The sequence below is a fragment of the Streptomyces sp. LARHCF249 genome, from assembly GCF_052871255.1.
Genome location: NZ_JBIXJQ010000003.1, coordinates 457146 through 479560 on the forward strand (window position 1 = coordinate 457146; position 22415 = coordinate 479560).

Genomic DNA, 22415 nt, shown 5'->3' on the forward strand with positions numbered 1-22415 from the left:
CCGGCATAACCGCCGGACGACAGCGCCCGCTCGTTCGGCCTGAACACGATTGCGGGGAAGCCGCTATTCGCCCGTTGACATTCCAAGTCCATTCCATGGTAGGAATGTTGGCAATGAGGCAGGGGCGGTGCATGTCGAATCGAGTCTCACTCGAGGGGCAGTACATGAAGACCGTTCCACCTTCGAATGACAAGGGAAACAGTGTGCCTCCATTCAGAAGCGTCGCATTCGCGTGTCCGTCTTAGCCCGGCCACTGCCGAACCCGTGCGGCCCGACCGGACCCGCGCACGCGCGGGCCGAGCGCGTGTGGTCCTGAGATCCGCGCCGATGGCCGGCTCCCACGCGCGGGCGACGGTCGGTCCCCGCACCGTGCTGCGCACCGTGCCCGTCCTGCGCGCGGACGGCGGATGGCTGGAAGACCGCGTTTCCCCAAGCGACCTGCCCGAGGTGCTCCGCGCGCCCGCCGACGACATGCGGGGGCGGCTGTGAAGCCGGGGCCCCTCATGGACTGGGAGCCGCCGCGCAGCGCGAAGGCGCTACTGGTGTGCCTGCCCCACGCGGGTTCCGGCGCCTTCCAGTTCCGCACCTGGCAGGAACTGCTCGGCCCGGACATCGCGCTGCTGGCCGTACAGCTGCGGGGACGCGAGAACCGGTGGCGCGAGGAGCCCGCGACGGGCATGGCGGAGGTGCTCGAGGAACTGGCGCCGGCCGTCGCCGCCCGGCTCGACCTGCCCTACGTCGTGTTCGGCCACAGCATGGGAGCGCTGGTGGGTTACGAGCTCGCCCGCGTCCTGGGCCGAGAGCACGGCCGGCCGCCCCGAGGATTCGTCGCCTCGGCCTGCCGGGCCCCGGACGACCAGGGCGAGCCCTCCGGCTCGCTTCGGCTGACCGACATGGAGCTCGTCGCCGAACTGGTCGCGGAAGGCGCCGTGCCCGCCGCCTTGGGCGCCAACAGCCGCCTGGCCGCGGCGGTGGCGCGACCCCTGCGCGGCGACATCGCCCTCTGCGACTCCTACACGCCACCCGGCGAGGACGCTCTCCTGCCCTGCCCCATCGGCGCATGGCGGGGGCAGGACGATGCCGGCGTGACGGACGGGCACATCCGCAAGTGGCGTGCCTGGTCCGCCGGCGCCGGCACCGTGCAGACCTTTCCCGGAGACCACTTCTACCACCACGCCGATCCACGCCGCGTGACCGCTGAACTGAGGGCGTTCGTCCTCGGTCCGCTGTCAGCGCACAGCTGACCGGGGGACGCTCCCGAGCGTCCCCCGGCGGCAGAACCGCTCCGTCCCGCTCACGCCCTCTCAGTCCCCGACCCGCCCCGGCCGTCCGGGACGGGACAACCCCGAAGGAATTCGCATTGCGAAGCAACGATCCGCTGCCCGAGCTGGGAGATCCGGACCTCCGGTCGCCCCGGAGCTATCTTCGATGGCTGATCGGCAGGCAGTCGAGCACACTGTTCCTCGGGGTGTTGTGGGGCTGCCTGTGGATGGCCAGCATGGGCCTGACCCCCTTCGCCATAGGCCGGGCCATCGACGCCATGTCGGAGAAGGACACCGACCGGCTGCTGGTCTGGACCGGCGTCATCATCGGGCTCGCCCTGGTGACCACCGCCGGCAGCGTCCTGCGCCACCGCTGTGACACGATCGGCCGGCTCAAGGCCAACTACCTGACGTTCCGCCTCGTGGCCGCGCAGGCGGCACGGCTGGGCGCGACCCTGCCCAAGCGGATCTCCACCGGCGAGGTCGTGGCCATCGGCACGGCGGACATCTCCCGCATCGGCGCCCTGCCCGGGGCCGTCGCCCGCGGCATCGGCAGCGCGGTCACCGTCGTGCTCGTCGCCATCGTGCTGCTCTCCACCTCGGTCACCCTCGGCCTGCTCGTCCTCATCGGCGTCCCCGTCCTCCTCGCGGGCACGGGCCCGCTGCTCAGCCCCCTGCACAAGCGGATCGGCAGCTACCGGGACCTGCAGGGCGACTTGACGAACCGGGCCGGCGACATCGTGTCCGGGCTGCGCGTGCTGCGCGGCATCGGCGGCGAGGCCGCGTTCGGCGAGCGCTACCGCAAGGACTCGCAGCGGCTGCGGCAGGCGGGCGTCCACGTGGCGAAGGTCGAGTCGGTGCTGCCCGCCGCCGAGGTGCTGCTCCCCGGGATCTTCGTGGTGGCGGTCGTCTGGATCGGTGCCCGCCTCGCGGTCGGCGGCGGTCTCTCCGCCGGTGAACTCGTCGCGGCCTACGGATACGCCGCGTTCCTCATGCTGCCGATGCGCACGGCGACTTCGGCGGTCCAGTCGTTCGTCGGCGCCGATGTGGCGGCGCAGCGCGTCGTGCGGGTACTGGCCCTCGAGCCCGACGCCGGCTCCGACGTCGCACGGGCCGACCTCTCCGAGGCACCCGACCTGTACGACGCGGAATCCGGGCTGCGGGTCCGGCCGGGGCTGATGACCGCGATCGCCGCCTCCACTCCGGAGGAGGGCGCCGAGATCGCCGAGCGGCTCGGGCGCTACGCCCCGGGTCAGGTGAGCGTCGGCGGCGTACCGCTGGACTCGCTGCCGCTGGAGCAGGTGCGCGAGCTCATCCTGGTGGCCCGCAACGACGACACCCTCTTCTCCGGTGTCCTGGCCGAGGACCTGGGCGGACGTTCGGACCAGGTGCGGGCCCGGGCCCTGCACGACGCCAACGCGGAAGACATCGTCGAGGCCCTGCCGGACGGCCTGGCCACCGTCGTCACCGAAGGGGGCTCCGCCTTCTCGGGCGGCCAGCAGCAGCGGCTCCGGCTGGCGCGCGCGCTGGCAGCGCAGCCCCCGGTCCTCGTCCTGGTGGATCCGACCAGTGCCGTGGACGCGCACACCGAATCGGTGATCGCCGAACGGCTCCACAGGTCCAGGGCGGAGCTCACGACCGTGGTCGTGAGCAACAGCCCGCTGTTGCTCGACCAGGCCGACGAGGTCGCCTACGTGGAGGACGGCAAGGTCGTCGTGACCGGCACGCACCGTGAACTCGCCACCGGTGCGCCGCAGTACGCCGCCGCCGTCATGCGGGAGGAGACGTGACCGTCACCGTCCCCCGCCCTTACGACAGCCGCCCTCAGAGGAGTGCCCAGTGAGTCTTCCGGTAGCCGACGCGAAGACGGTCCGCCGTCACGTACGGGGCCTGGTGCGCAGCCATACCGCCCTGCTGACCCGCACCGTGCTCTGGTTCGTCCTCGCCACCGTCTGCGGGCTGGTCGTGCCCGCCCTGCTGGGCCGTCTGGTCGGGCAGGTGGAGGAGGGCATCACCACCGGCCAGGTGGACATCACCGTAGCGGTGATCGCCGGACTCCTCCTGCTCCAGGGCGTGTTCACCCGTACGGCCCGCCTCCAGGGGGCCCGGCTGGGCGAGCTGATCCTGGCCGACATCCGCGAGGGGTTCGTGCGGCGGGTCCTGACCCTGCCGCTGCGCACGGTGGAGAAGGCCGGGGCCGGCGATCTGCTGACCCGCAGCACCCGCGACGTGGATGCGCTGTCCAGCGCCGTACGCATGGGGGCGCCGTCGATCCTGGTGGCGAGCCTCTCGGTGGCACTGACGCTGGTGGCGCTGATCGTAACCAGTCCGATCATGGTCCTGCCGTGCCTCGTCGCCGTCCCGCTCATCGTGTGGTCGACCCGCTGGTACCTCGCACGCGCCCGGGAGGCCTACCTGGCCGAGGCGGCCGGCTACTCGGACCTGGCACAGGGCCTCTCCGAGACGGTGACCGGCGCCCGCACCGTGGAGTCGCTACAGCGGTCCGGCCCGCGCATCCGCCGCACCGATGAGGACGTCGAGCGGGCGAACGGCGCGGAGCGGCGCACGCTGTTCCTGCGCAGCGTCTGGTTCCCGCTGATGGACTTCGGCTACGTGCTGCCGGTCGCCGCCACGCTGCTGTTCGGCGGCCTCTTCTACATCGAGGGCTGGGTGAGCCTCGGCGAGGTGACCGCCGCGACCCTCTACACCCGGGCCGTGATCGACCCGCTGGACGAACTCCTCGGCTGGCTCGACGAGTTGCAGGTAGGCGACGCCTCGCTGGCCCGCCTGATCGGCGTCGAGGCCGAGACCGGCCCGGCGAGCGACTCCGGTCGGCGCCCTGAGGGCGAGCGGCTGGCCGCGGAGGGCATCGCCTATGCCTACCGGGCCGGTCACGATGTGATCGAGGACGTCAGCCTCAGCGTCGGAGCCGGTGAGCGCATCGCCATCGTCGGCCCTTCGGGGGCCGGGAAGTCGACCCTCGGCCGGATCCTCGCGGGGATCCACGAGCCGCGCACCGGATCGGTCACGCTGGGCGGAGTGCCGGTCCACGAACTCCCGTTGGAGGAGCTGCGCCGGCACGTCGCACTGGTCACACAGGAACACCACGTATTCCTCGGAACCGTGCGCGAGAACGTCGCTCTGGCCGCGCCGGACGCCACGGACAAGCAGGTGACGGCGGCCCTGGCGGCCGTGGCCGCCGAGGACTGGGTCCGGGCCCTTCCGAACGGTCTGGACACCGAGCTGGGCACCGACGAGAACCCCGTGTCGCCCGGCCAGGCACAGCAACTGGCCCTGGCCCGGCTCGTCCTGGCCGATCCGCACACCCTGGTCCTCGACGAGGCCACCTCGCTGCTCGACCCGCGGGCCGCCCGCGACCTCGAGCGTTCGCTCGCCGGCGTGCTGCGCGGGCGCACGGTCATCGCCATCGCCCACCGGCTGCACACGGCCCATGACGCGGACCGTGTCGTCGTGATGGAGTCCGGCCGCATCACCGAGCAAGGAGCCCATGACGAGCTCGTCTCGGCGGGGGGCGCGTACGCCGGGCTGTGGGAGTCCTGGCACGGGCGCGGTCCCTCGGCCTCCTCGAAATCCCCTGTTCCTTCACCTGCTGTGGACCAGCCCGAACACTGAGCGCCAGGAGAGACCGTTGCAAGCTGAGCGCACGCGCATAGTCGACGCCGAAGCCATTGCCGCCATCGTCACGAAGGTGGGACTCGGACACCTCTACGATCTGACGATCGCCCGTTTGGAAACCGTTCTCGCCACCGGCCGCGACGCACCGGTGGAGATGAAACAGCGGGACGGGTTCCTCATCGAGACACCCCATATGGGCCTGCTGGAGTGGATGCCCGCGCTCCGGCACGGCGCCACGGTGTCCATGAAGATGGTCGGCTACAACCCGCACAATCCGGTCAAGAACCAGCTGCCCACCATTTTGTCCACCTTGTGCGCCTTCGATGCGGACAGCGGCCACCTGCGGACGGTCATCGACGGGACCTTCGCCACCGCCATCCGTACGGGCGCGGCGTCCGCGCTGGCCAGCCGGGTGCTGGCGCGTCCGGACTCGGCGGTCCTCGGACTCGTGGGCTGCGGCGCGCAGGCCGTGACACAACTGCACGCCCTGTCCCGGGTCTTCTCCTTCTCCGAGATCCTGGTGTGCGACGAGGACGTGCGGGCGGAGAACTCCTTCGCGGCCAGGTCCCGGCTGCCCGCCGGGACCGTACGGGTCGCGCCGTTGGCGGAGGTGGAGGAGCGGGCCGACGTGCTGTGCACCGCCACCTCGGTCGCGCCGTACGCGGGCCCGGTCATCCGGGGAACCGGGCTCAAGCCCGGGGTGCACATCAACGCCATCGGCTCGGACATGCCGGGGAAGACCGAGCTGCCGCTGGAGCTGCTGCGCAAGGCGGTCGTCGTCCCCGATCACGTGGCGCAGGCGCGCGCCGAGGGCGACTGCCAGCAGCTCGCTCCCGAGGAGATCGGGCCCTCGCTCGCCGAGATCCTCCTGGACCCGGAGGCCCACCGGAAGCTGTCCCCGCTCACCACCGTGTACGACTCGACGGGCCTGGCGCTGCAGGACCTCGTCATGGTCGAGGTGTTCGAGGAGCTCGCACGAGAACTCGGCGTCGGCCACCACATCGCCATCGAGGCGACTGCCGACGACCCGCAGGACCCCTACTCGTTCCTGCCGGGGCCGGTCACCCGGTCCTGGGAGGGGCAGCCGGGGGCACGGCGATGACCGCGGCGACCCCTCTCCCGGGGCACGCCGGGCCGGTGATCGACACCGGCGTGTCCTCGGTCCTGGAGCTGATCGACCGCGAGGTGGCCGCGCACCCGGGGGCACCCGCGGTGCGCGAGCCGGGCCGGGAGGTGACGTACGCGGAACTCGACCGTCTCGCGGACACCGTCGCGGGCCGGCTCGGGCGGGAGTTCGGCATCGCTCGCGGTGACACGGTGCTCATCGCCGCGCGGGCGGGAGCCGACTTCACGGCGGCGGTCCTGGGCACGCTGCGAGCCGGGGCCGCCTATCTGCCGGTGGACACGACGTACCCGCCCGAGCGCATCGAGCAGATTCTGCGGGCGAGCAGCGCGGCACTGCTGGTGCTGGCCGATCCAGGGGCGCTGGACACCGGTGCTCCGGGGATGCGGGCGACCGGTCTGGCGGGTCTGGTGGCGCCGGATCCGGCGGGCAGTGCGGCGGCGGTTCGCCGAGCACCGGCACCGGAGGATCCCGCGTACGTCATCTTCTCCTCCGGATCCACCGGCAACCCCAAGGGCATCGTCCAGACCCACCGCTGCCTGGCCAACTTCATCTCCTGGCAGGTGGACGGCTCCGGTCTCGGGCGCGGTCGGCGGGTGCTCCAGGTGGCGCCGCTGACCTTCGACGTGTCGGTCCAGGAGATGTTCTACACGCTCGCCTCGGGCGGGTGCCTGCACGTGCCGGAGCCCCATGTGCGGCGCGATCCACGGGATCTGATCGACTTCGTCATCGACGAACGCATCGAAGTCGTGGACTTCCCGCAGTCGCTGATCGACGTGGTCATGTCGTTGCCGACGAACTTCGAGCACGCCGCGGACCTGCGCCACATCATCAGCGCGGGCGAGACGGTCCGGGTCACGCAGGCTCTGGAGGGACTGCTGACGCGCCGGCCGGAGATCACCCTGCACAACCACTACGGGCCGGCCGAGAACCACATGGTGGCCAGCCACTCGATGAGCGGGGCGGCCGGCAATCTCGAACCGAGGCCGCCGGTCGGGTCACTGGTGTGGAACACGTACGTCTACGTGCTGGACGAGCGCGGCGTGCCGGTGCCCGACGGGGAGGTCGGGGAGGTGTACATCGGCGGTGCGGGTGTGGCCCTGGGGTATACCGATCCCGAGCTGAGCCGCACCGCGTTCGTGCCCGATCCGTTCCGTCCGGGCGAGCGGCTGTACCGCACCCGGGACCGGGGGGTGTGGCGGGCCGACCAGACGCTCCAGCTGCTGGGCCGGATGGACGACCTGATCAAGATCCGGGGCAATGCCGTGGAACCCCGGGAGGTGGAGGCGCGCCTCACGGGCTTCGCCGGGGTCAAGGACGCGGCGGCGTTCGCGGTGGTACGGGCCGACGGGGCGGTGGAGCTGCACGCTGCTCTCACCGGTGCTCCGCCGCCGGCCCCGGAACTGCGCCGGGCGCTGCTCGCGGTCCTGCCCGACTACATGGTGCCGGTGCGCTGGTGGCTGGTGGACGGCCTGCCCGTCTCACCCAACGGCAAGCTCGACCGCAAGGCGCTGCCCGGCCAGGGGGCGCAGCCCCTGTCCCTGGTGCCTCACCAGGCGAACGCCTCGCGGTAGCCGCGCTTCTCGATGCAGTACGTCCGGAACGCCTCGGCCTTCTCGACCAGCGCGTTGTCCCCGGTGCGCACGGCGGCTTCGACGAACCAGTCGAACGCCGCCGTCGCATCGGCCTGGCGCGTGAAGTGGACCGCAGCGAACTTCCGGAAGGAGGCGCGCAGGTTGCCGGAGTTCATATCGGCCGCGGAGGACATCAGATCCGCCACGTCGGCGTCCGAGACCGGAGGACGCGAAATGATGCGGACGGGCAGCTCCGACGGGATGGAGTTCTTGATTTCAATGGGAGCCTCGGCATCCGAAAAATCGAGGCAGAGAGACAGCCTGGGGAGCGGTGAGATGCTCCGGGCCGAGTGCGGAACGGTGGTGTGTATTTTCCAGACCTCGCCACGTCGGAGGTGATAGACGATGTCGTTCTCGGAATGCAGGGAGTCCTCGTCCGTGCGTAGGGGTATCTGAAGCCTCGTACCCGGCTCGGAGAATTCCAGAAAATCAACATGCGGCGCGAGAATTCCGTCACTGAGGCCGAATACGCGTACCCACTGCAGCCTCTCGAGAGGGAAATTGTCGGTGACCAGCGACATGATGCCGGGAAGCTTCCTGCCCAGCTCCGTCAGGGTGAGCTGCCCCTCGTAGGGCCGGAAGGCCGTGTCCTTGCCGCTCCCGCCGGAGTTCGCGAGAACATGCGCGGACCAGGAGCCGAAGGAAAACGCGTCGTACTCGCCCCCGGCATCGTTTGAATCGATGACCGCAAGGTCTTCGGTCAGGTCGTAGGAATCGATCGGAAGCGTGGCGAGCCTTTGTGATTTGAGCATGCGAGATCCCGTCGGTTGATTGGTGCACCGTGGCGCCGGACATCGGTGATCGGCAAGCATAACGACCGGAGGAAGAGAGGGCAATGGCCGACTGTGGGCATCGGATTCGTGATTGACAAGACCCATTTCCCTTGCACAGGATCTTGGGTGCCGTCATGTTCTTCAGAACCATCGAAGGTATTGGGTGAGCGTACAAAATGCTGAGTGACAATGCCCTGAGTGAATCCTGGCTCGCCCGGTTGGCGGCCGGCCGCGGAGTTCCGTTCCTGGATGTCGTGTCCCCGGACGGAGAGACGCCGGAACACGTCCTGGACCCCGCGGTCACCGAGCGGCTGGATGCCCTGACGGGCGGCGACGCGACGGGCCTCCTGCTGCTGACCGTCGCGGCCACCCGGCTCGCGCTGGCTGCGCTCGACGGGGAATCCCGGCATGTGATCCTGGTGCCCGCGCCCACCCCGTCTCCCACCCCGTCGCCCGGGGCGGACACGGGGACCGGCGCGGACTCGGCGCCCCGCGAGCTCGCGCTCTGCGCTCCCCTCGACCGCGAGGCACCGGCCTCGGCCTTCCTGATGGCGCTGCACGCCGAACTCGAATCCGCCCTGCCCCTCGCCTGGCCCGACCGGGAGGCGCTCACCTCCCGTCTGCACCTCGCCGGTGTGCCCGTGGGCCGTGCTCTCGGCCGGCTCGGCATCGTGTGCGAGGAGGCGGGCGGCACGCTGCCGGCGCCTGTCGGCCTGTGCCTGACCCTGCGCCGGGCCGACGGCCGGCTGACCCTGGCCGCCGAGGCGGACGGCGATCTTCCGGTGGCCGCGGCAGCGCTGCTCCGCTGCACGGCGGCCGCCCTCGCGGAACTCGGCCGCTCACCTCGGCGGCCGGTCAGGGAGCTGGACGTCCTCGGTCCCGCACAGCGCGCCGAACTGGAGCGGTGGTCGGGCCTGCCCGTCGTGGCGGACTTCGCCGACGCGACCCTCACCGGCATCGTCGACGACGCCGCGGACCGCTTCCCGGACCGCGAGGCGGTGTCCGACGGCACCGTGGTGTGGAGCCACCGGGAGCTGGCGCTGCGCTCCTCGCGCGCCGCGCGGTCGCTCTCCCTCGACCACGGTGTCAAGCCGGGCGACCGGGTCGCACTGCTGCTGCCCAAGAGCCCCGAACTCGTGCTGGCGGTACTGGCGGTACTGCGGGCGGGCGCCTCGATGGTTCCCCTCGACCCCTCGCACCCTCCGGCGCGGGTCGCCCGCCAGCTGCGCCTGAGCGGGGCGGTCTGCGTCATCTCCGCAGAAGAGGAACTGCCCGGACAGGTGGCCCTCCCTGTGGTGTCCCCGCAGGCCCTGGCCACCGCCGACGGCCGGGGGGCGGCGGCCGAACCGGGCCCCGACGACGAAGCCATCCTCTTCTTCACCTCCGGATCGACCGGCCTCCCCCGCCCGGTGGCGCTCACCCACCGCCAGCTCGCCCACAAGACCCTCTCCTCGGGGCGGCTCCTCGGTTTCGACGAGGAGAGCCGGTGCGCCCTGCTGTCGGCGGTGACCTCCGACGCCCTGACGTACCAGATCTTCACGACGCTCGCCGCGGGCGGCTGCGTGGTGGTCATGGACTCACCCCAGACGCTCTCGCCCCCGGAGTTCTGGGCGTCGACGCGCCGGCTGCGCGTGAACGTCATCAACTGTGTTCCCTCCCTGCTCGCCGTGATGGCCGAAGGGCTGCCTGCAGGCGCCGCCGAAGAAGTCCGCATCTGTCTGCTGGGCGGCGACGAGATCCCGGCGGGGCTCCTGCCCCGGCTGGCGGACCGGCTGCGCGTGGGCACCTTCGGCAACCTGTACGGGCCCACCGAGGCCACCATCGAGGCGACCACCTTCACCTGCCCCGGATCGGCCTTCCCCGAGTTGACCACCGTCCCGGTCGGCAGGCCCTCCGAGGGCTTCGGCGTGCTGGTGCTCACCCCCCACGGGGACCACGCACCGCCCGGCATCCCCGGCGAGATCCACGTGCTCGGACCCGGCGTGGCCCGCGGCTACGCCGATGACGAACCGACCGGCCCGGGGCGGTTCTGCGAACTCCCCGCACACCCCGGCGTCCGGGTGTTCCGGACCGGCGACTTCGGCCGCTGGAACCGCCAGGGCGAGCTGGTCTTCCTGGGCCGCCGGGACAACCAGATCCAGATCCACGGCAACCGGGTCGAGCTCGGCGAGGTGGAGGCGTCCCTCAGCTCCGTCCCCGGCATCGTCGCCGCCACGGTCCTTCCCTTCACCGCCCCCTCGGGACCGCCGGCCGTCGTGGCCGTCTACACCTCGGACCAGGGACTCGAACCGGCCGACGTCCGCCGCCGGTTGGAGCTGCGCCTGCCCGGCTACATGGTCCCGGGCCGCATCCTGCGACTCGACGAGCTGCCCGTCACCCTGCACGGCAAGATCGACCGCACGGCCATCCTGGCCCATGTGGCGGGCCTGGACGGGCAGGTCTGGCAGCCCGACGACGAAGCAGACCGCACCGCCGCCCGGATCTGGGCCGACGTGCTCGGCGCCGCGCCGCGCGCCGGGGACGAGGACCTCTTCGCGGCGGGCGGCCACAGCCTCACCGCCGCCGTCCTCGCGGGCCGGCTCGGCGCCGCTGCCGGCGGCGGCGTGATCACGGTCCGCGATGTGTTCACCGCCCGCACTCCCGAAGGGCTCGGCGCGCTGCTGCGCCGCGCCGCGGCCGACGGGCGTGCGGCCCCCGCCGCCCGGACACCGTGGCCCGAGACCCCGGACCCCGTCCCCGCGAGCAACGCCCAGCGCCGCATGTGGTTCCTCGAACAGTACGAGGACGGGGAAGTGCGCCCGTACAACATGGTGGAGGCCTTCCGGCTGCCCGGCCCCCACGAGGCGGCCGACGTGGCGGACGCGCTGGAGCGGACGGTGCGCAGGCACCAGGCCCTGCGCACCGTGTTCCGCGCCGACCCCGACGGCCTGCGCCAGATCGTGCTGGCTCCCGAGCGGGCCCGGCCCGCACTGCGCCTGCACCGGGCGGGCACCGAGGGTGCCGCCGGCCTCCTGCGGCGCATCGCCGATGCGGAGCAGCGCCACGTGTTCGACCCGGCCGAGGGTCCCCTGCTGCGTGCCCACTGGCTCGTCGAGGACGGGCGCCCCGGCGGCACGCTCGTGCTGTCCGTTCATCACAGCGTCTGCGACGGCTGGTCGTTCGCGGTGATCCTGCGCGACCTCCAGCGGTTCCTGAACGGCAGGGAACAGGTACCGGAGCCCACGCAGTACGGTGCGTACGCGCTCGGCGAGCAGGCCCGACCGGACGACCCGCAGAGCAGCGCGTTCTGGCGGCGCGTCCTGGACGGCGCGCCGAGCGTCGACCTGCCGCTCGACCGCCACCGGCCGACGGAGCGCAGCTCGGCGGCGGGCACCGTCCGGCTGACGCTCGGCGCGGGCACGACCCGGTCCGTGCAGGAGCTGTGCCGGCGGCTCTGCACCACCTCGTTCACGGCGATGGTGGCCGCCGTCCGCGTCCTTCTGCTGCGCTGGAGCGGGGCCGGCGACATCGTGCTCGGCACGGTCGTCTCCGGCCGTGACCGGCCCGAACTGGCCGACTCGGTGGGGCTGTTCGTCAACACCGTGCCGCTGCGCACCGCGATCGGGCCGGAGCTCGGTTTCACCGATGCGGTCGCGGCGGTGGCGGCGCACGCGCGGGAGGTCCGCGCCCATGAGGAGTACCCCTTCGAGAACCTCGTGGAGGCAATGGGGCGCGAACGGATCACGGGACGCAATCCGCTCTTCGACGTGCTGGTCGAGGCCGCCGTCTCCGGTACGGACCCGCTGGGCACCGAGGAGGACCCGACGGCCGAGCACATCCGCCTGGACAGCGGCGCGGAGGGGTTCGACCTCGCCTTCAGCTTCGGCGAACCCGGCCCGGACCGTCCGATCGAGGTGGCGGTCACCTACCGCGAGGACGTACTGGACGCAGGGACCGCGCACCGGCTCGCCGGCCAGCTGGAGCACCTCCTGACCGCACTGGCAGCCGCCCCCGAGGCCCCCGTCGGCACGGCTCCCCTGCTGCCCGGTGCACAGCGCGCCGCGCTCATCGCGGCCGGTACCGGGGAGAGCCCCTCCGCCGCGCGCACCGCGGGCACCCTCCTCGACCTCGTCGGTGAGCAGGTGCGGCGCGCGCCAGAGGACCGGGCCGTCGTCTGCGGCGACCGTGTCCTGACCTACCGCGAGCTGGACCGCCGGGCCGACGCCCTGGCCGCCCGGATCGCCGCGGTGGCGCCGACCGGCCCCGACCGCGTGGTCGCGGTGCTGTGCGAGCGTTCCGAGTGGATGCCGGTCGCGCTGCTCGCCGTCCTCAAGACCGGTTCGGCGTTCCTTCCCCTCGATCCGCAGCAGTCGCCGGCCCGGCTGGCGCGGGTGCTCCGCGACAGCGGCGCGGTCGCCGCCGTCACGTCGGCGGACTTCACGCAGACCACGGTCGCCGAGGGCCTGCCCACGGTGACCACCGGCGACGGGCCCGAGGCCGCTGCGGTCCGGGACGAGCCACGACCGCTCCACACCGCCGGCCCCGCCGACCTCGCCTACGTCGTGTACACCTCCGGCTCCACCGGAACACCCAAGGGCGTCATGGTGGAGCACCGCGGCATAGTCAACTCCGTCCGGTTCCGCATCGACCACTACGGTCTCGACGCCGGTGGGGCGGTCCTCCAGGTCGATCCGATCCATGCCGACGCCGGCATCGCCGACGTGTTCAGCGCCCTGGGTTCGGGCGCGCCCATGGTGATCGTCACCCGGGAGCAACTGCTCACGCCGGAGGACGTGGCCGCGGTCATGCGGCAGCACCCGATCCGCCATGTGCTGCTCGTGCCGAGTCTCTACCAGATGCTCCTCGACGAGGTCGGCCCGGCGTTCCGCGAGGTGCGCGAGGTCGTGCTCGGCGGGGAGCGGGTCACCCGGGCGCTCGCCGCCCGGCATGCCGAACTCCTGCCCGGTGTCCGGCTGTTCAACGAGTACGGTCCGGCCGAGGACAGTGTGGTGACCACGGTGGAGCCGGTGGACGCGCCAGGGGCCCCCGGCAAGCCGGACATGCGGTCCGGGACGGCTTCCGGCGACGCCTCGATCGGCCGCCCGCTGCCCGGCAAGTGGGTGGACCTGCTCGACGAGCGGGGCGGGCTGGTGCCGCTGGGGGCTCCGGGCGAACTGTGCATCGGCGGAGCAGGCCTGGCCCGCGGCTACCTCGGCGACGCCGAGCTGACCTCCGCCCGCTTCGTGACCAGCCGGGTGCGCCCGGGAGAGCGCATGTACCGCACCGGCGACCTGGCCCGCCGGCTGCCCGACGGACGCCTGGAGTACCTGGGCCGGTCCGACGACCAGCTCAAGATCCGGGGCAACCGGGTCGAGCCGAACGAGGTGGCCGCGGTCCTCGCCGAAGCCCCCGGTCTGCGCAACGCCGCCGTGCTCCCGACGACCGGCGCCGAACCGCGGCTGGTCGCCTACGTGGTCGGTGAGGCGGACCCGGCGGCGCTCCGCCGGCACCTCGCCGGGCGGCTGCCGGCCTACATGATGCCCGCCGCCTTCGTGCACCTGCCCGCCCTCCCGGTGGCCGCGGGCGGCAAGCTCGACCGCCGGGCGCTGCCCGCGCCCGACGAGGTTCTGGCCGCCGCGGAATCCCCCGCTGCCGCCCGGCCGTTCACCCCGGCCGAGCAGCGCGTCGCCGACGTGTGGACGCAGATTCTGGAGCGTCCCGTCACGGACCCGGACGCGAACCTGTTCGAGCTGGGCGGCCACAGTCTGGCCGCCGCGCGCATCGCGCACGCCCTGCACGTCAAGGTGCGCACCGTCTTCACGTACCAGACGGTGGCCGCGCTCACCACGGCACTGGAAGGGCAGTCGGCGACGGCCGCAGCGGAGCCGGGCCCGGTCGCGGGGGCGTCCTCGGAGAGCGGGTTCCTGCCGCTGTCCCGGGCACAGCACCGCGTCTGGCTGACCTCGCGGTGGGCGGGCTCGGACACCTTCATCATCTCCGACCTCGTACGGCTGGGCCGGCGGATCGATGCGGGCGCGCTGCGCAGCGCCCTTGACGCCGTCGTCGAGCGCCAGGACATGCTGCGCGCGCAGGTCCTGCCCCGGGGAACGGATGCGGAGCTGACCGTGCTGGACCACCTACCGGACGGCGCACCGCTGGTCGTCGTGGATCTGCCCGGTGCGGACCCCGCGGGGCCGGAGGTCGCTGCCGCGCTGCACGACGCCCGGCGGGTCAGCTTCTCCCTCGACAAGGCGCCGCTGTTCGAAGTACGGCTGCTCGCGGGGCCCGTCGGCGGTGATCTGCTCACCGTCACCGCACACCACCTGATCTACGACGGCGCGAGCGTCGACGTGCTGCTGCGCGACCTGTTCACCGCGTACGAGCTGGCCCTCGCGGGCGAACCGCCCCGACTGCCCCGACTGCCCTACACCTACCAGGAGTGGGTCCGCGAGGAGCAGGAGTGGCTGGCCGGGCCCGAGGCGGAGCGTCAGGTGGAGTTCTGGCGGGAGCGGCTGCGCGGCGTCCCTGAAGGGCCCGACCCCGTGGACCCGGCCCGCCGCCGGGGCCGCCGGGGCCGGACCGGTGTGGTGCACCGGTCCCTTCCCGCAGCCGTGCTCCGCGGCGCCCCCGGGACCCCGTTCGCGCAGGTGGTCACCGCATTCGCGCTCACCCTGCACCAGCGCACCCGGGCCACCGACCTCGTCGTCGGTTTCGCCGCGGGACTCCGCGACCGGCCCGAGGCCGACGACCTGATCGGCTACTTGGTCAACGCGGTGCCCCTACGGGTCACGCTGGACGGCGCCGTGACCGGAAGCGAGTTGCTGCCCCGGGTCCAGATCGGGATCGCCGAGGCCTACGAACACTCCCGGCTGCCCTTCGACGTACTCGCGCAGCGGCTGGCGCTGCGCGCGGCACCGGGCCGCAGCCTGCTGCTCGACCTGGGCGTGAGCTGGGAGAACGCGGGCCTGCGCCCCGAGAGCCACGTGGTCGAGGACCTGCTGGTGAACGATCTGCCCGCCACCAGTGACCTGTGGCTGTACGCACGCGTCAAGGGCGACACCCTGCACCTCGACCTCACCTACGACGACAACCTGCTCGACGAGGCGGAGGCCGGCGGCTACGCCGACCACGTCGCCGCGGTGCTCGGCACCTTGGCCACCGGCCGGTCCGCACCGCCCGCCGGCACCCCGTCACCGACCGTGCCCCCGGCCCCGACTCCGGCGCCGTCCGCACCCGGCTCTGTTTGGAGCGAGACACACTATGACTTCTGACACCGCCCCCAGGCACGGGGGATCGGCGACCATGACGGAACCCGGCCTGACGCAGCGGCTGTGCGAGCTGTTCGCCACCGCCCTCGAACTGGACGACGTCACGGCGGACACCGACTTCTTCGTCGCCGGCGGACACAGCCTGTCCGCGCTGGACCTCGCCGTGGCCGTGGAAGAGGCCTTCGGCGTGCGGGTCCGCGTGCGGGACATCTTCGACGCCGCGACGCCCGCGCTGCTCGCGGCCGCGCTGGCCGAACTCGGCCCCGGAGCAGTGGAACCCGCCGAGCCGCCCGCCCCGCGCCGGCGGCCCGCCGCTGGGCTGCCCGGACACGAGGTCGCCGAAGCCACGCGCTGGCTGTGGCTCGAACGGCAGCGCGGGGACGGCGACTGCGGGGCCTACACGGTGCCCTGTCTGCTGGACGGCGAGGGCGCCGTGGACGTCGACAGGCTGGCGGCGGCGCTGGCCGGCCTGGCACGGCGCCACCCGGCGCTGCGGACCGTGTTCGTCGAGGCCCAGGGCGAACCCCGGGCGGTGGTCACCGACGACGTGCCGCCGCTGGAGGTCGTCGACCTGCGCGGGCACGACCCGGACGACACCCGGTTCGACTCCTTGGTGGACGAGCGCCTCGCAGTGCCCTTCGACCCGTCGGCCGGCCCGCTCACCCGGACCACCCTGTTCCTGCGCCCGGACGCCCGGTGGTCGCTCCTGCTGCTCGCGGACCACCTCGTGTGCGACGGACGCAGCCTGGAGATCCTCGCCACGCAACTCGTGGCGGCCTACGCGGACCCGGCTGCCGCCGGGCCGCCCGAGGACCGGCCCGCTCACCGCTCGACCGATCAGGAGGCCGCGCTCGACCACTGGCGTCGCGTGCTCCTCCCCCCTCCGGCGCCGCTGCCCCTCCCGGTGCACGGTCCGCGGACGCAGCGGGCCGGCAGCGCCACCGCCATCGCCGTGCGCGAGATCGGTCCGGACGTGCTGCGCCGGCTGACGCAGCTGGGCAGGCGGCACCACGCGGGCCCGTTCGTGCCGCTGGCCGCCGCCGTCGCCCGGACCCTGGCGGGGATCACGGGCAGCACGGACATCTGTCTGGGCACGCCCGTGGACCGGCGGGCCCGACTCGGTGCGAACGACGCGGTCGGCTTCCACGTCGCGACGGCCCCGCTGCGGCTGGAGGTCCGGGCCGAGATGTCGGCGGACGACCTCGTCCAACAGGTCGCGCGGCGCACGGTGGACGCGGTGGACCACAGCGAGGTGGCCTTCGACACGCTCGTGGCGGCGCTCGCTCCCCCGCGGGCCCCCGGACGGCCGCCGTTCTTCGACGTCTGGGTGGCCCTGTATCCCCGCATCGACACCGGACCGTGTCCGCCGGGCGGGATCGCCCTGCGCGGCGGGCCGATACCCCAGCGCGTCGGCATGTTCGAGCTGTCCTTCCAGTTCGTGGAACACGCGGACGGCATGCGGCTGTGGCTCCAGTACGACACCGTGCGCTACGCCGCGGACACCGCCGAGCGGGTGGCCCGGCGGCTCGGCGACGAAGTGGCGCGCCTCCTGCGGGACCCCGCGGAGCCGGAGTCCGAAGCGGCGCCGGCGCACCGGGCCTTCAGCGGATTCCGGTTCGACGCCTGACCCGACCTGTTGCCCCTGCACATGAGGAGATGAACCATGACGACGTCCGTCAAGCCCCGGACCGGGACAGAGCTGCGGCTGACCGCGGCCGAGGCCCGGCAGGTGTCCGAACTGACACTGCGCCTGGCCGAGCGGTACCGCGCGGCCGACGACGAACGGCTGCTCCAGGAACTGCCGTTGCTCACCGACGGACTGCCCGTCCGGGTCCGGCGCTTCCTGCGCGCCTTCTCCCTCGACCAGGCACGCGGTTTCTGCGCGGTCAACGGCCATCTGGTGGACGACGAGCGCATCGGGCCCACGCCCGCGCACTGGAAGGACGAGACCCGGATCCACCACGAACTGCCCGAGGAGATCCTCGTCCTCCTCTACGGTTCGCTGCTCGGCGAACCGTTCGGCTGGGCCTCCCAGCAGGACGGGCACTTGGTCAACGACGTGTTCCCGATCCGCCAGTACGAGCGCGAGCTGCTCGGCACGGGCAGCAAGACACCGCTGACCCTGCACACCGAGGACGCCTTCCACCCCCACCGCGCCGACTACATCATCCTGTCAGCGCTGCGCAACCCCGACGCCGTGCCGGTCACCGTCGCGGAGGCGGACTTCTCGGAGCTGCCGCAGGACGTCCTCGACGTCCTGTTCCAGAGCCGGTTCCGCATAGTTCCCGACACGTCGCACCTGCCGCAGAACAACACGGTGCGCACCGACGAGGACCGGCTGGTCTTCGAGAACATCGCGCGCCTCATCGACGGGCTCGGCCCGGTGCCCGTGCTGACCGGCTCCCGGTCCCACCCCCTGCTGTGCTTCGACGCGACGCACATGTCGGCGCCCGAGGAGGACCAGGAGGCCGTACGGGCCTTCGCGGCGGTGGCGGAGCTGCTCGACGCCGGCCTGACCGACTGCCCGCTGGAGGCCGGCAGCTGCGTCTTCATGAACAACCACCGGGTGGTGCACAGCCGTAGTGCCTTCGAGGCGCGCTACGACGGCACGGACCGCTGGCTCAAGCGGGTCAACGTCACCCACGACCTCCGCAAGTCCCGTGCCATGCGCCGGTCCATCGGCTCCCGCCTGATCGGCTAGCCGGCGCCCGCACGGCGGAACGCCACGCACTGTGCCCGGGGCGACCCTGCCCCGGGCACAGTGCGTGGCGTCTCGGCGCGGCCTAGACGGCCTAGTGGTCCGGCTTGGCGTTCCGGATCAGGTCGGAGACCTCGCGGACCGTCGGGGTGTCGAAGAAGTCACCCATGTCGATGCTCACGCCGAGCTGCTTCTCGACGGCGTCGATCACGGAGATCGCCAGCAGGCTGTGCCCGCCCTCCTCGAAGAAGTCCCCCTCGGGACCGATCGGGCCGGAGGCGAGGACCTCCTCGAAGATGGCCCCGACCTTCGCCTCCAGCCCGTCGCCTCCCGCTCCCGTCCGCGACGGGGAGGACGCCGGTGCGGCGGCAGCGCTCTCGGCGAGACGTACCAGGGCGCCCCGGTCGATCTTGCCGCTCACCATCCGGGGCAGCTCGTCGACCAGCGTGATGGAGGTCGGCACCATCGCGGGCGGCAGTGCGGCACTGGCCCCCGCCCTGATCTCCTCCACCGTGGTGTCCACGGCTTCGATCCAGGCCGCGAGCGCCGGAGCGCCGTCGGGGCCGCTCACCACGGCGACCGCCGCCTGCCGGACTCCCGGCAGCAGTCCCAGCACGCTCTCCACTTCACCGGGTTCCACCCGGTGGCCGCGTATCTTCACCTGGTCGTCGGCCCGCCCGGTGAACTCCAGCATTCCGTCCGGGCGCCACCACACGAGGTCCCCCGTGCGGTAGCTCCGCCCTCCGGGCGCCTCGGCGTCGGCCACGAACGCCGCTGCCGTCAGCTCCGGCCGGTTGCGGTATCCGTCCGCGAGGCCGTGTCCCGCCAGCCTGAGCTCTCCGACGAATCCGATCGGCAGGACCCGGCCGTCGGCACCGGTCACGGTGGCGACGGTGTTGGCGATGGGCCACCCGATCGGGAGGCCGGGTCCGGCGGCCGTGCCGTGGTCGAACGCGGTCGCGCCCACCGAGCTCTCCGTCGGCCCGTACTCGTTGATCAGCCTGACCCCGGGCAGCAGTTCGTGGTGGCGGCGCACCAGATCGGGCGTCGTGGCCTCGCCGGCGACCGTGACGGCGCGCAGTGAGCCCGCGGCACGCGCGAGTTCGCCCAGCAGGACCCGGTAGAGGCTCGGGACGGTCGTGAGGTGGGTGATGCGGTGCTGTTCGGCCAGCTCGGCCAGCTGACGCGGCAGCAGCTGGTGCGTGTCCGCGAGGACCAGGCGGCCGCCGGAGGCCAGCACCGGGAACAGGTCGGCGACCGAGCTGTCGAACGCCAGCGACGGCAGTTGCAGCACCCTCGTATCCAGGTCCAGCCCGTGGTTGCGCACCTTCCAGCGCACATAGCTCGCGACGGCACGGTGCCGGATCTCCACGCCCTTGGGCCTGCCGGTCGACCCGGAGGTGTACACCACGTACGCGAGGTCGTCCGGGAGCGGCCCGGGCCAGTCGGTCCCGGGCCGGGCGGCGGGGCCGCCGGCCGCGGCCTGGATGTCGATCACCGGGGTGGTGAGGCCGCCGGGCAGCCCGGTGAGCAGGTCGGGCGCGGCGAGGACGGCTCCGCACTCGGCGTCGTCGAGGATCTCGGCCAGCCTCGCGGCCGGTGACCTGGGGTCGAGCGGCACGTAGGCCGCGCCCGCGAGCAGGGTCCCGACGATCGCCGGCACGGCGTGGACCGTCTTGCCGGTGAGCACCCCCACCCGGTGTCCCCGTCCGATGCCCGCTGCCCGCAGACGCGCCGCCACGGCCTGCGCGGCCCGCCAGAACTCGCGGTACGTCAGGGTGTCGGCGCCGGCGACGACGGCCGTACGGTCCGGGTTCGCGCGGACCGTCTCCTCGATCGGCGCCGTCAGCGTCGTGGTGACGCCCTGTGGTGCGAAACCGCGTCGGCCGAGGGCAGTGGCCGCGGCCACGTCGTCCGCCGCAGCCGCCGGCAGCGCGGCGGCCGGACCGTGCGGATCGACGAACCCGGCCAGGACACGGGACACCGACCGCAGCAGGACTTCCAGGAACCAGGCCTCGGCGCGATCCGGTCCGGCCTCGGCCACCAGTTCGCGTACGCCGTCCGCACCGGGCTCGGTCAGGCTCAGCTCGATGACGTCCCGCCGGGACGCACGGGGGGCGGGGCCGGTGCCGACCCGGGCCGAGCGGACCAGCACCGCGCCGGCGAGTGCCGCGTCCTCGTCGGCCACCACGGGCGCCGAGCGCAGTGACGCGTCGGCGGCCCGGATCAGATCGCCGACGGTGGACCGGGCGGCGAGCCCTATCCCGGACAGCACCGGCCCGGCCGGGCCGGACACGGCCACCACCGGCTCGTCGGTGTGCTCCGCCGCACCGACCACCACTGCCGTCGCCGCGGTGAGGGCGACCAGTTCCTCCAGGGGGCGCCCGCCGGAGACCTTGGCCAGGCCGTCGACGGCGGACGCGGTCAGCGCGAGCCCGGCGTGGGCCCGCGCCGGCTGCGCGGCACCCGTGCGTCGAGGGCGGATCGTGGTGGCGGGCACCACAGAGTCGGACGTCATGGGCACATTCCCTTGCTCGAGGACGAATGAAGACAACTGCCCGTCGGCCAAGCGGCGTTCTCCACGGCGCATGGACCGCCATGGATTTCGAACACCGCATCGGGCACGTGCGGGCACACCCGTCACCGAGGTGGGACGCGAACGGACCGCGCACCGGCGGGCCGTGGCCGAGCCGGTACGCGAGTCACCGCTGACACCACAGGGTGCCCTTGCACTTGTCGGGCCGGAGTACCGGGCGGCCCGCAACTCGGGCGCCCGGTACTCCGGCCAGGCCGCTGCCTCGCGTCAGCCGCGCTTCGCGATCATGTTGGCCATGCCTTCCTTGCCCTGCGTCTTCAGCGCCTTGAGGCGCTCCTGGCGCAGGCGGGCATCGCTCCGCGAGGCGATCCACTGGTTCTCTCGGATCAGCTTGTGGTAGCTGTCCAGGCGGCGCTGCTGCAGCATGCCGTCCTCGATGGCCTCCTGTACCGCACAGCCGGGTTCCGCGACGTGCTCGCAGTCCCGGAACCGGCAGTCCTCGGCGAGCTGCTCGATCTCGGAGAACGTCTGCTGCAGGCCGTCGGCGGCGTCGTACAGGCCCACGCCGCGGATGCCCGGAGTGTCGATCAGCACCCCGCCGCCCGGCAGGGGCATCAGCTCGCGGGTCGTCGTGGTGTGGCGGCCCTTGCCGTCGCTCCTGGTCTGCTGGGTCTCCATCACGGAGCGGCCCAGCAGCACGTTGGCGATGGTGGACTTGCCCGCGCCCGACTGTCCGACCAGGACGCTCGTCCCCGTCAGAACGGCCGCGAGGATGTCCATGCCGTCGTCGGTGGTGGCGCTGACGACCAGGACGTCCACCCCTGGCGCGGCCTGCTCGACCGTCTCGCGGACCCGGTCCGCGTCCTCGGCGAGGTCGGACTTGGTGAGGACCATCACCGGCTGCGCTCCGCTCTCCCACGCGAGGGCGAGGAACCGCTCGATCCGGCCGAGGTCCGGCTCCGTGTCCAGGGCCACGACGACGCCGATGGTGTCGATGTTGGCGGCGAGCACCTGGCCCTCGGAGCGCTGCGAGGCGCTGGAGCGGACCATCGCCGTGCGACGAGGCAGCAGCGCCTGGACGTACGTGCCGGCCGCGCCGGCCTGGACCGCCACCCAGTCGCCCGTGCACGGCATTTTCATCGGGTCGGGGTCCGCGACCGGACCGGTGTCGGCATGGACGACGGTCACCTCGGAGTCGCCGTCGGCGATCACGACGTCGCAACGGCCCCGGTCGACCCGAATGACCCGGCCGGGCAGCCACGAGGGGTCGGCAACGGAGGCGAATTGGCCGTCGAGCTCAGGGGACCATCCGTAGGCCTCCAGCGGCCGCGGGTAGATCGAATCGGCCGATGTCGATGAGTGACGCAACGCGATGAGCCCTTCGGGAGGCGTTTCCGGCCGGCGCACGCGAGTCGGGCTGCACCGGCTGCTGAACAAGGGGCGGAGGAGTGGGGCTGCTCTTCGGGCGCGGCTACGACGGTGGTGACATGCGGGTCGCCCACCCCG

12 protein-coding genes are annotated in these 22415 nt (G+C 72.7%); 9 read left to right on the forward strand and 3 right to left on the reverse strand.

Going from position 1 to position 22415, the window contains the following annotated elements:
- Positions 1–327: 327 nt before the first annotated feature.
- The 6 genes from ACIPUC_RS10515 to ACIPUC_RS10540 all read left to right on the forward strand — a co-directional run bounded on the left by ACIPUC_RS10515 (position 328) and on the right by ACIPUC_RS10540 (position 7595).
- A complete protein-coding gene (locus ACIPUC_RS10515) occupies positions 328–489 on the forward strand; it encodes a hypothetical protein (RefSeq protein ID WP_446588425.1) in 162 nt (53 codons plus the stop codon).
- 14 nt (positions 490–503) lie between these two features.
- Positions 504–1244 (forward strand): thioesterase II family protein, encoded by a 741-nt coding sequence (locus ACIPUC_RS10520; RefSeq protein WP_446588427.1) that lies wholly within the window; start codon positions 504–506, stop codon positions 1242–1244.
- 116 nt (positions 1245–1360) lie between these two features.
- On the forward strand, positions 1361–3052 hold the full coding sequence (locus tag ACIPUC_RS10525; protein ID WP_446588429.1) for an ABC transporter transmembrane domain-containing protein: 1692 nt from the start codon (positions 1361–1363) through the stop codon (positions 3050–3052).
- A gap of 49 nt (positions 3053–3101) precedes the next feature.
- A complete protein-coding gene (locus ACIPUC_RS10530; protein WP_446588431.1) occupies positions 3102–4895 on the forward strand; it encodes an ABC transporter ATP-binding protein in 1794 nt (597 codons plus the stop codon).
- A gap of 16 nt (positions 4896–4911) precedes the next feature.
- Positions 4912–6000 (forward strand): ornithine cyclodeaminase family protein, encoded by a 1089-nt coding sequence (locus tag ACIPUC_RS10535; RefSeq protein WP_446588433.1) that lies wholly within the window; start codon positions 4912–4914, stop codon positions 5998–6000.
- Complete coding sequence (locus tag ACIPUC_RS10540) at positions 5997–7595, forward strand: amino acid adenylation domain-containing protein (protein WP_446588435.1); 1599 nt, start codon at positions 5997–5999, stop codon at positions 7593–7595. The genes ACIPUC_RS10535 and ACIPUC_RS10540 overlap by 4 nt, the downstream gene beginning before the upstream one ends.
- Here the strand turns inward: ACIPUC_RS10540 and ACIPUC_RS10545 are convergent.
- On the reverse strand, positions 7571–8407 hold the full coding sequence (locus ACIPUC_RS10545) for a putative nonproteinogenic amino acid hydroxylase (protein WP_446588437.1): 837 nt from the start codon (positions 8405–8407) through the stop codon (positions 7571–7573). The genes ACIPUC_RS10540 and ACIPUC_RS10545 overlap by 25 nt on opposite strands.
- 275 nt (positions 8408–8682) lie before the next feature.
- Between ACIPUC_RS10545 and ACIPUC_RS10550 the strand changes: the two genes are divergently transcribed.
- Genes ACIPUC_RS10550 through gntD form a run of 3 tightly spaced genes read left to right on the forward strand, consistent with a single transcriptional unit; the run spans position 8683 to position 18376 of the window.
- The gene (locus ACIPUC_RS10550) at positions 8683–15678 is read left to right on the forward strand and encodes an amino acid adenylation domain-containing protein (protein ID WP_446588439.1); all 6996 of its coding nucleotides are present in this window, start codon (positions 8683–8685) and stop codon (positions 15676–15678) included.
- 31 nt (positions 15679–15709) lie between these two features.
- A complete protein-coding gene (locus ACIPUC_RS10555; RefSeq protein ID WP_446588441.1) occupies positions 15710–17302 on the forward strand; it encodes a condensation domain-containing protein in 1593 nt (530 codons plus the stop codon).
- Positions 17303–17338: 36 nt separating this feature from the next.
- Positions 17339–18376, forward strand: a complete 1038-nt coding sequence (gene gntD / locus ACIPUC_RS10560; protein WP_446588442.1) for a guanitoxin biosynthesis L-enduracididine beta-hydroxylase GntD — start codon at positions 17339–17341, stop codon at positions 18374–18376.
- A 91-nt stretch (positions 18377–18467) separates the two neighbouring features.
- On the opposite strand, the gene ACIPUC_RS10565 is transcribed toward gntD, so the two are convergent.
- Positions 18468–20891 carry a non-ribosomal peptide synthetase gene (locus ACIPUC_RS10565; protein WP_446588444.1) on the reverse strand — a complete coding sequence of 808 codons (2424 nt, stop codon included), beginning with the start codon at positions 20889–20891 and terminating at the stop codon, positions 18468–18470.
- 285 nt (positions 20892–21176) lie between these two features.
- The gene (rsgA, locus tag ACIPUC_RS10570) at positions 21177–22277 is read right to left on the reverse strand and encodes a ribosome small subunit-dependent GTPase A (RefSeq protein WP_446588446.1); all 1101 of its coding nucleotides are present in this window, start codon (positions 22275–22277) and stop codon (positions 21177–21179) included.
- Positions 22278–22415 lie beyond the last annotated feature (138 nt).

What these genes read in the sequence shown, in the direction of transcription:
- ACIPUC_RS10515 (WP_446588425.1), top strand. Translation starts at nt 328, where the DNA reads ATGGCCGGCTCCCACGCGCGGGCGACGGTCGGTCCCCGCACCGTGCTG.
- ACIPUC_RS10520 (WP_446588427.1), top strand. Translation starts at nt 504, where the DNA reads ATGGACTGGGAGCCGCCGCGCAGCGCGAAGGCGCTACTGGTGTGCCTG.
- ACIPUC_RS10540 (WP_446588435.1), top strand. Translation starts at nt 5,997, where the DNA reads ATGACCGCGGCGACCCCTCTCCCGGGGCACGCCGGGCCGGTGATCGAC.
- ACIPUC_RS10545 (WP_446588437.1), bottom strand. Translation starts at nt 8,407, where the DNA reads ATGCTCAAATCACAAAGGCTCGCCACGCTTCCGATCGATTCCTACGAC.
- ACIPUC_RS10555 (WP_446588441.1), top strand. Translation starts at nt 15,710, where the DNA reads ATGACGGAACCCGGCCTGACGCAGCGGCTGTGCGAGCTGTTCGCCACC.
- gntD (WP_446588442.1), top strand. Translation starts at nt 17,339, where the DNA reads ATGACGACGTCCGTCAAGCCCCGGACCGGGACAGAGCTGCGGCTGACC.
- ACIPUC_RS10565 (WP_446588444.1), bottom strand. Translation starts at nt 20,891, where the DNA reads ATGACGTCCGACTCTGTGGTGCCCGCCACCACGATCCGCCCTCGACGC.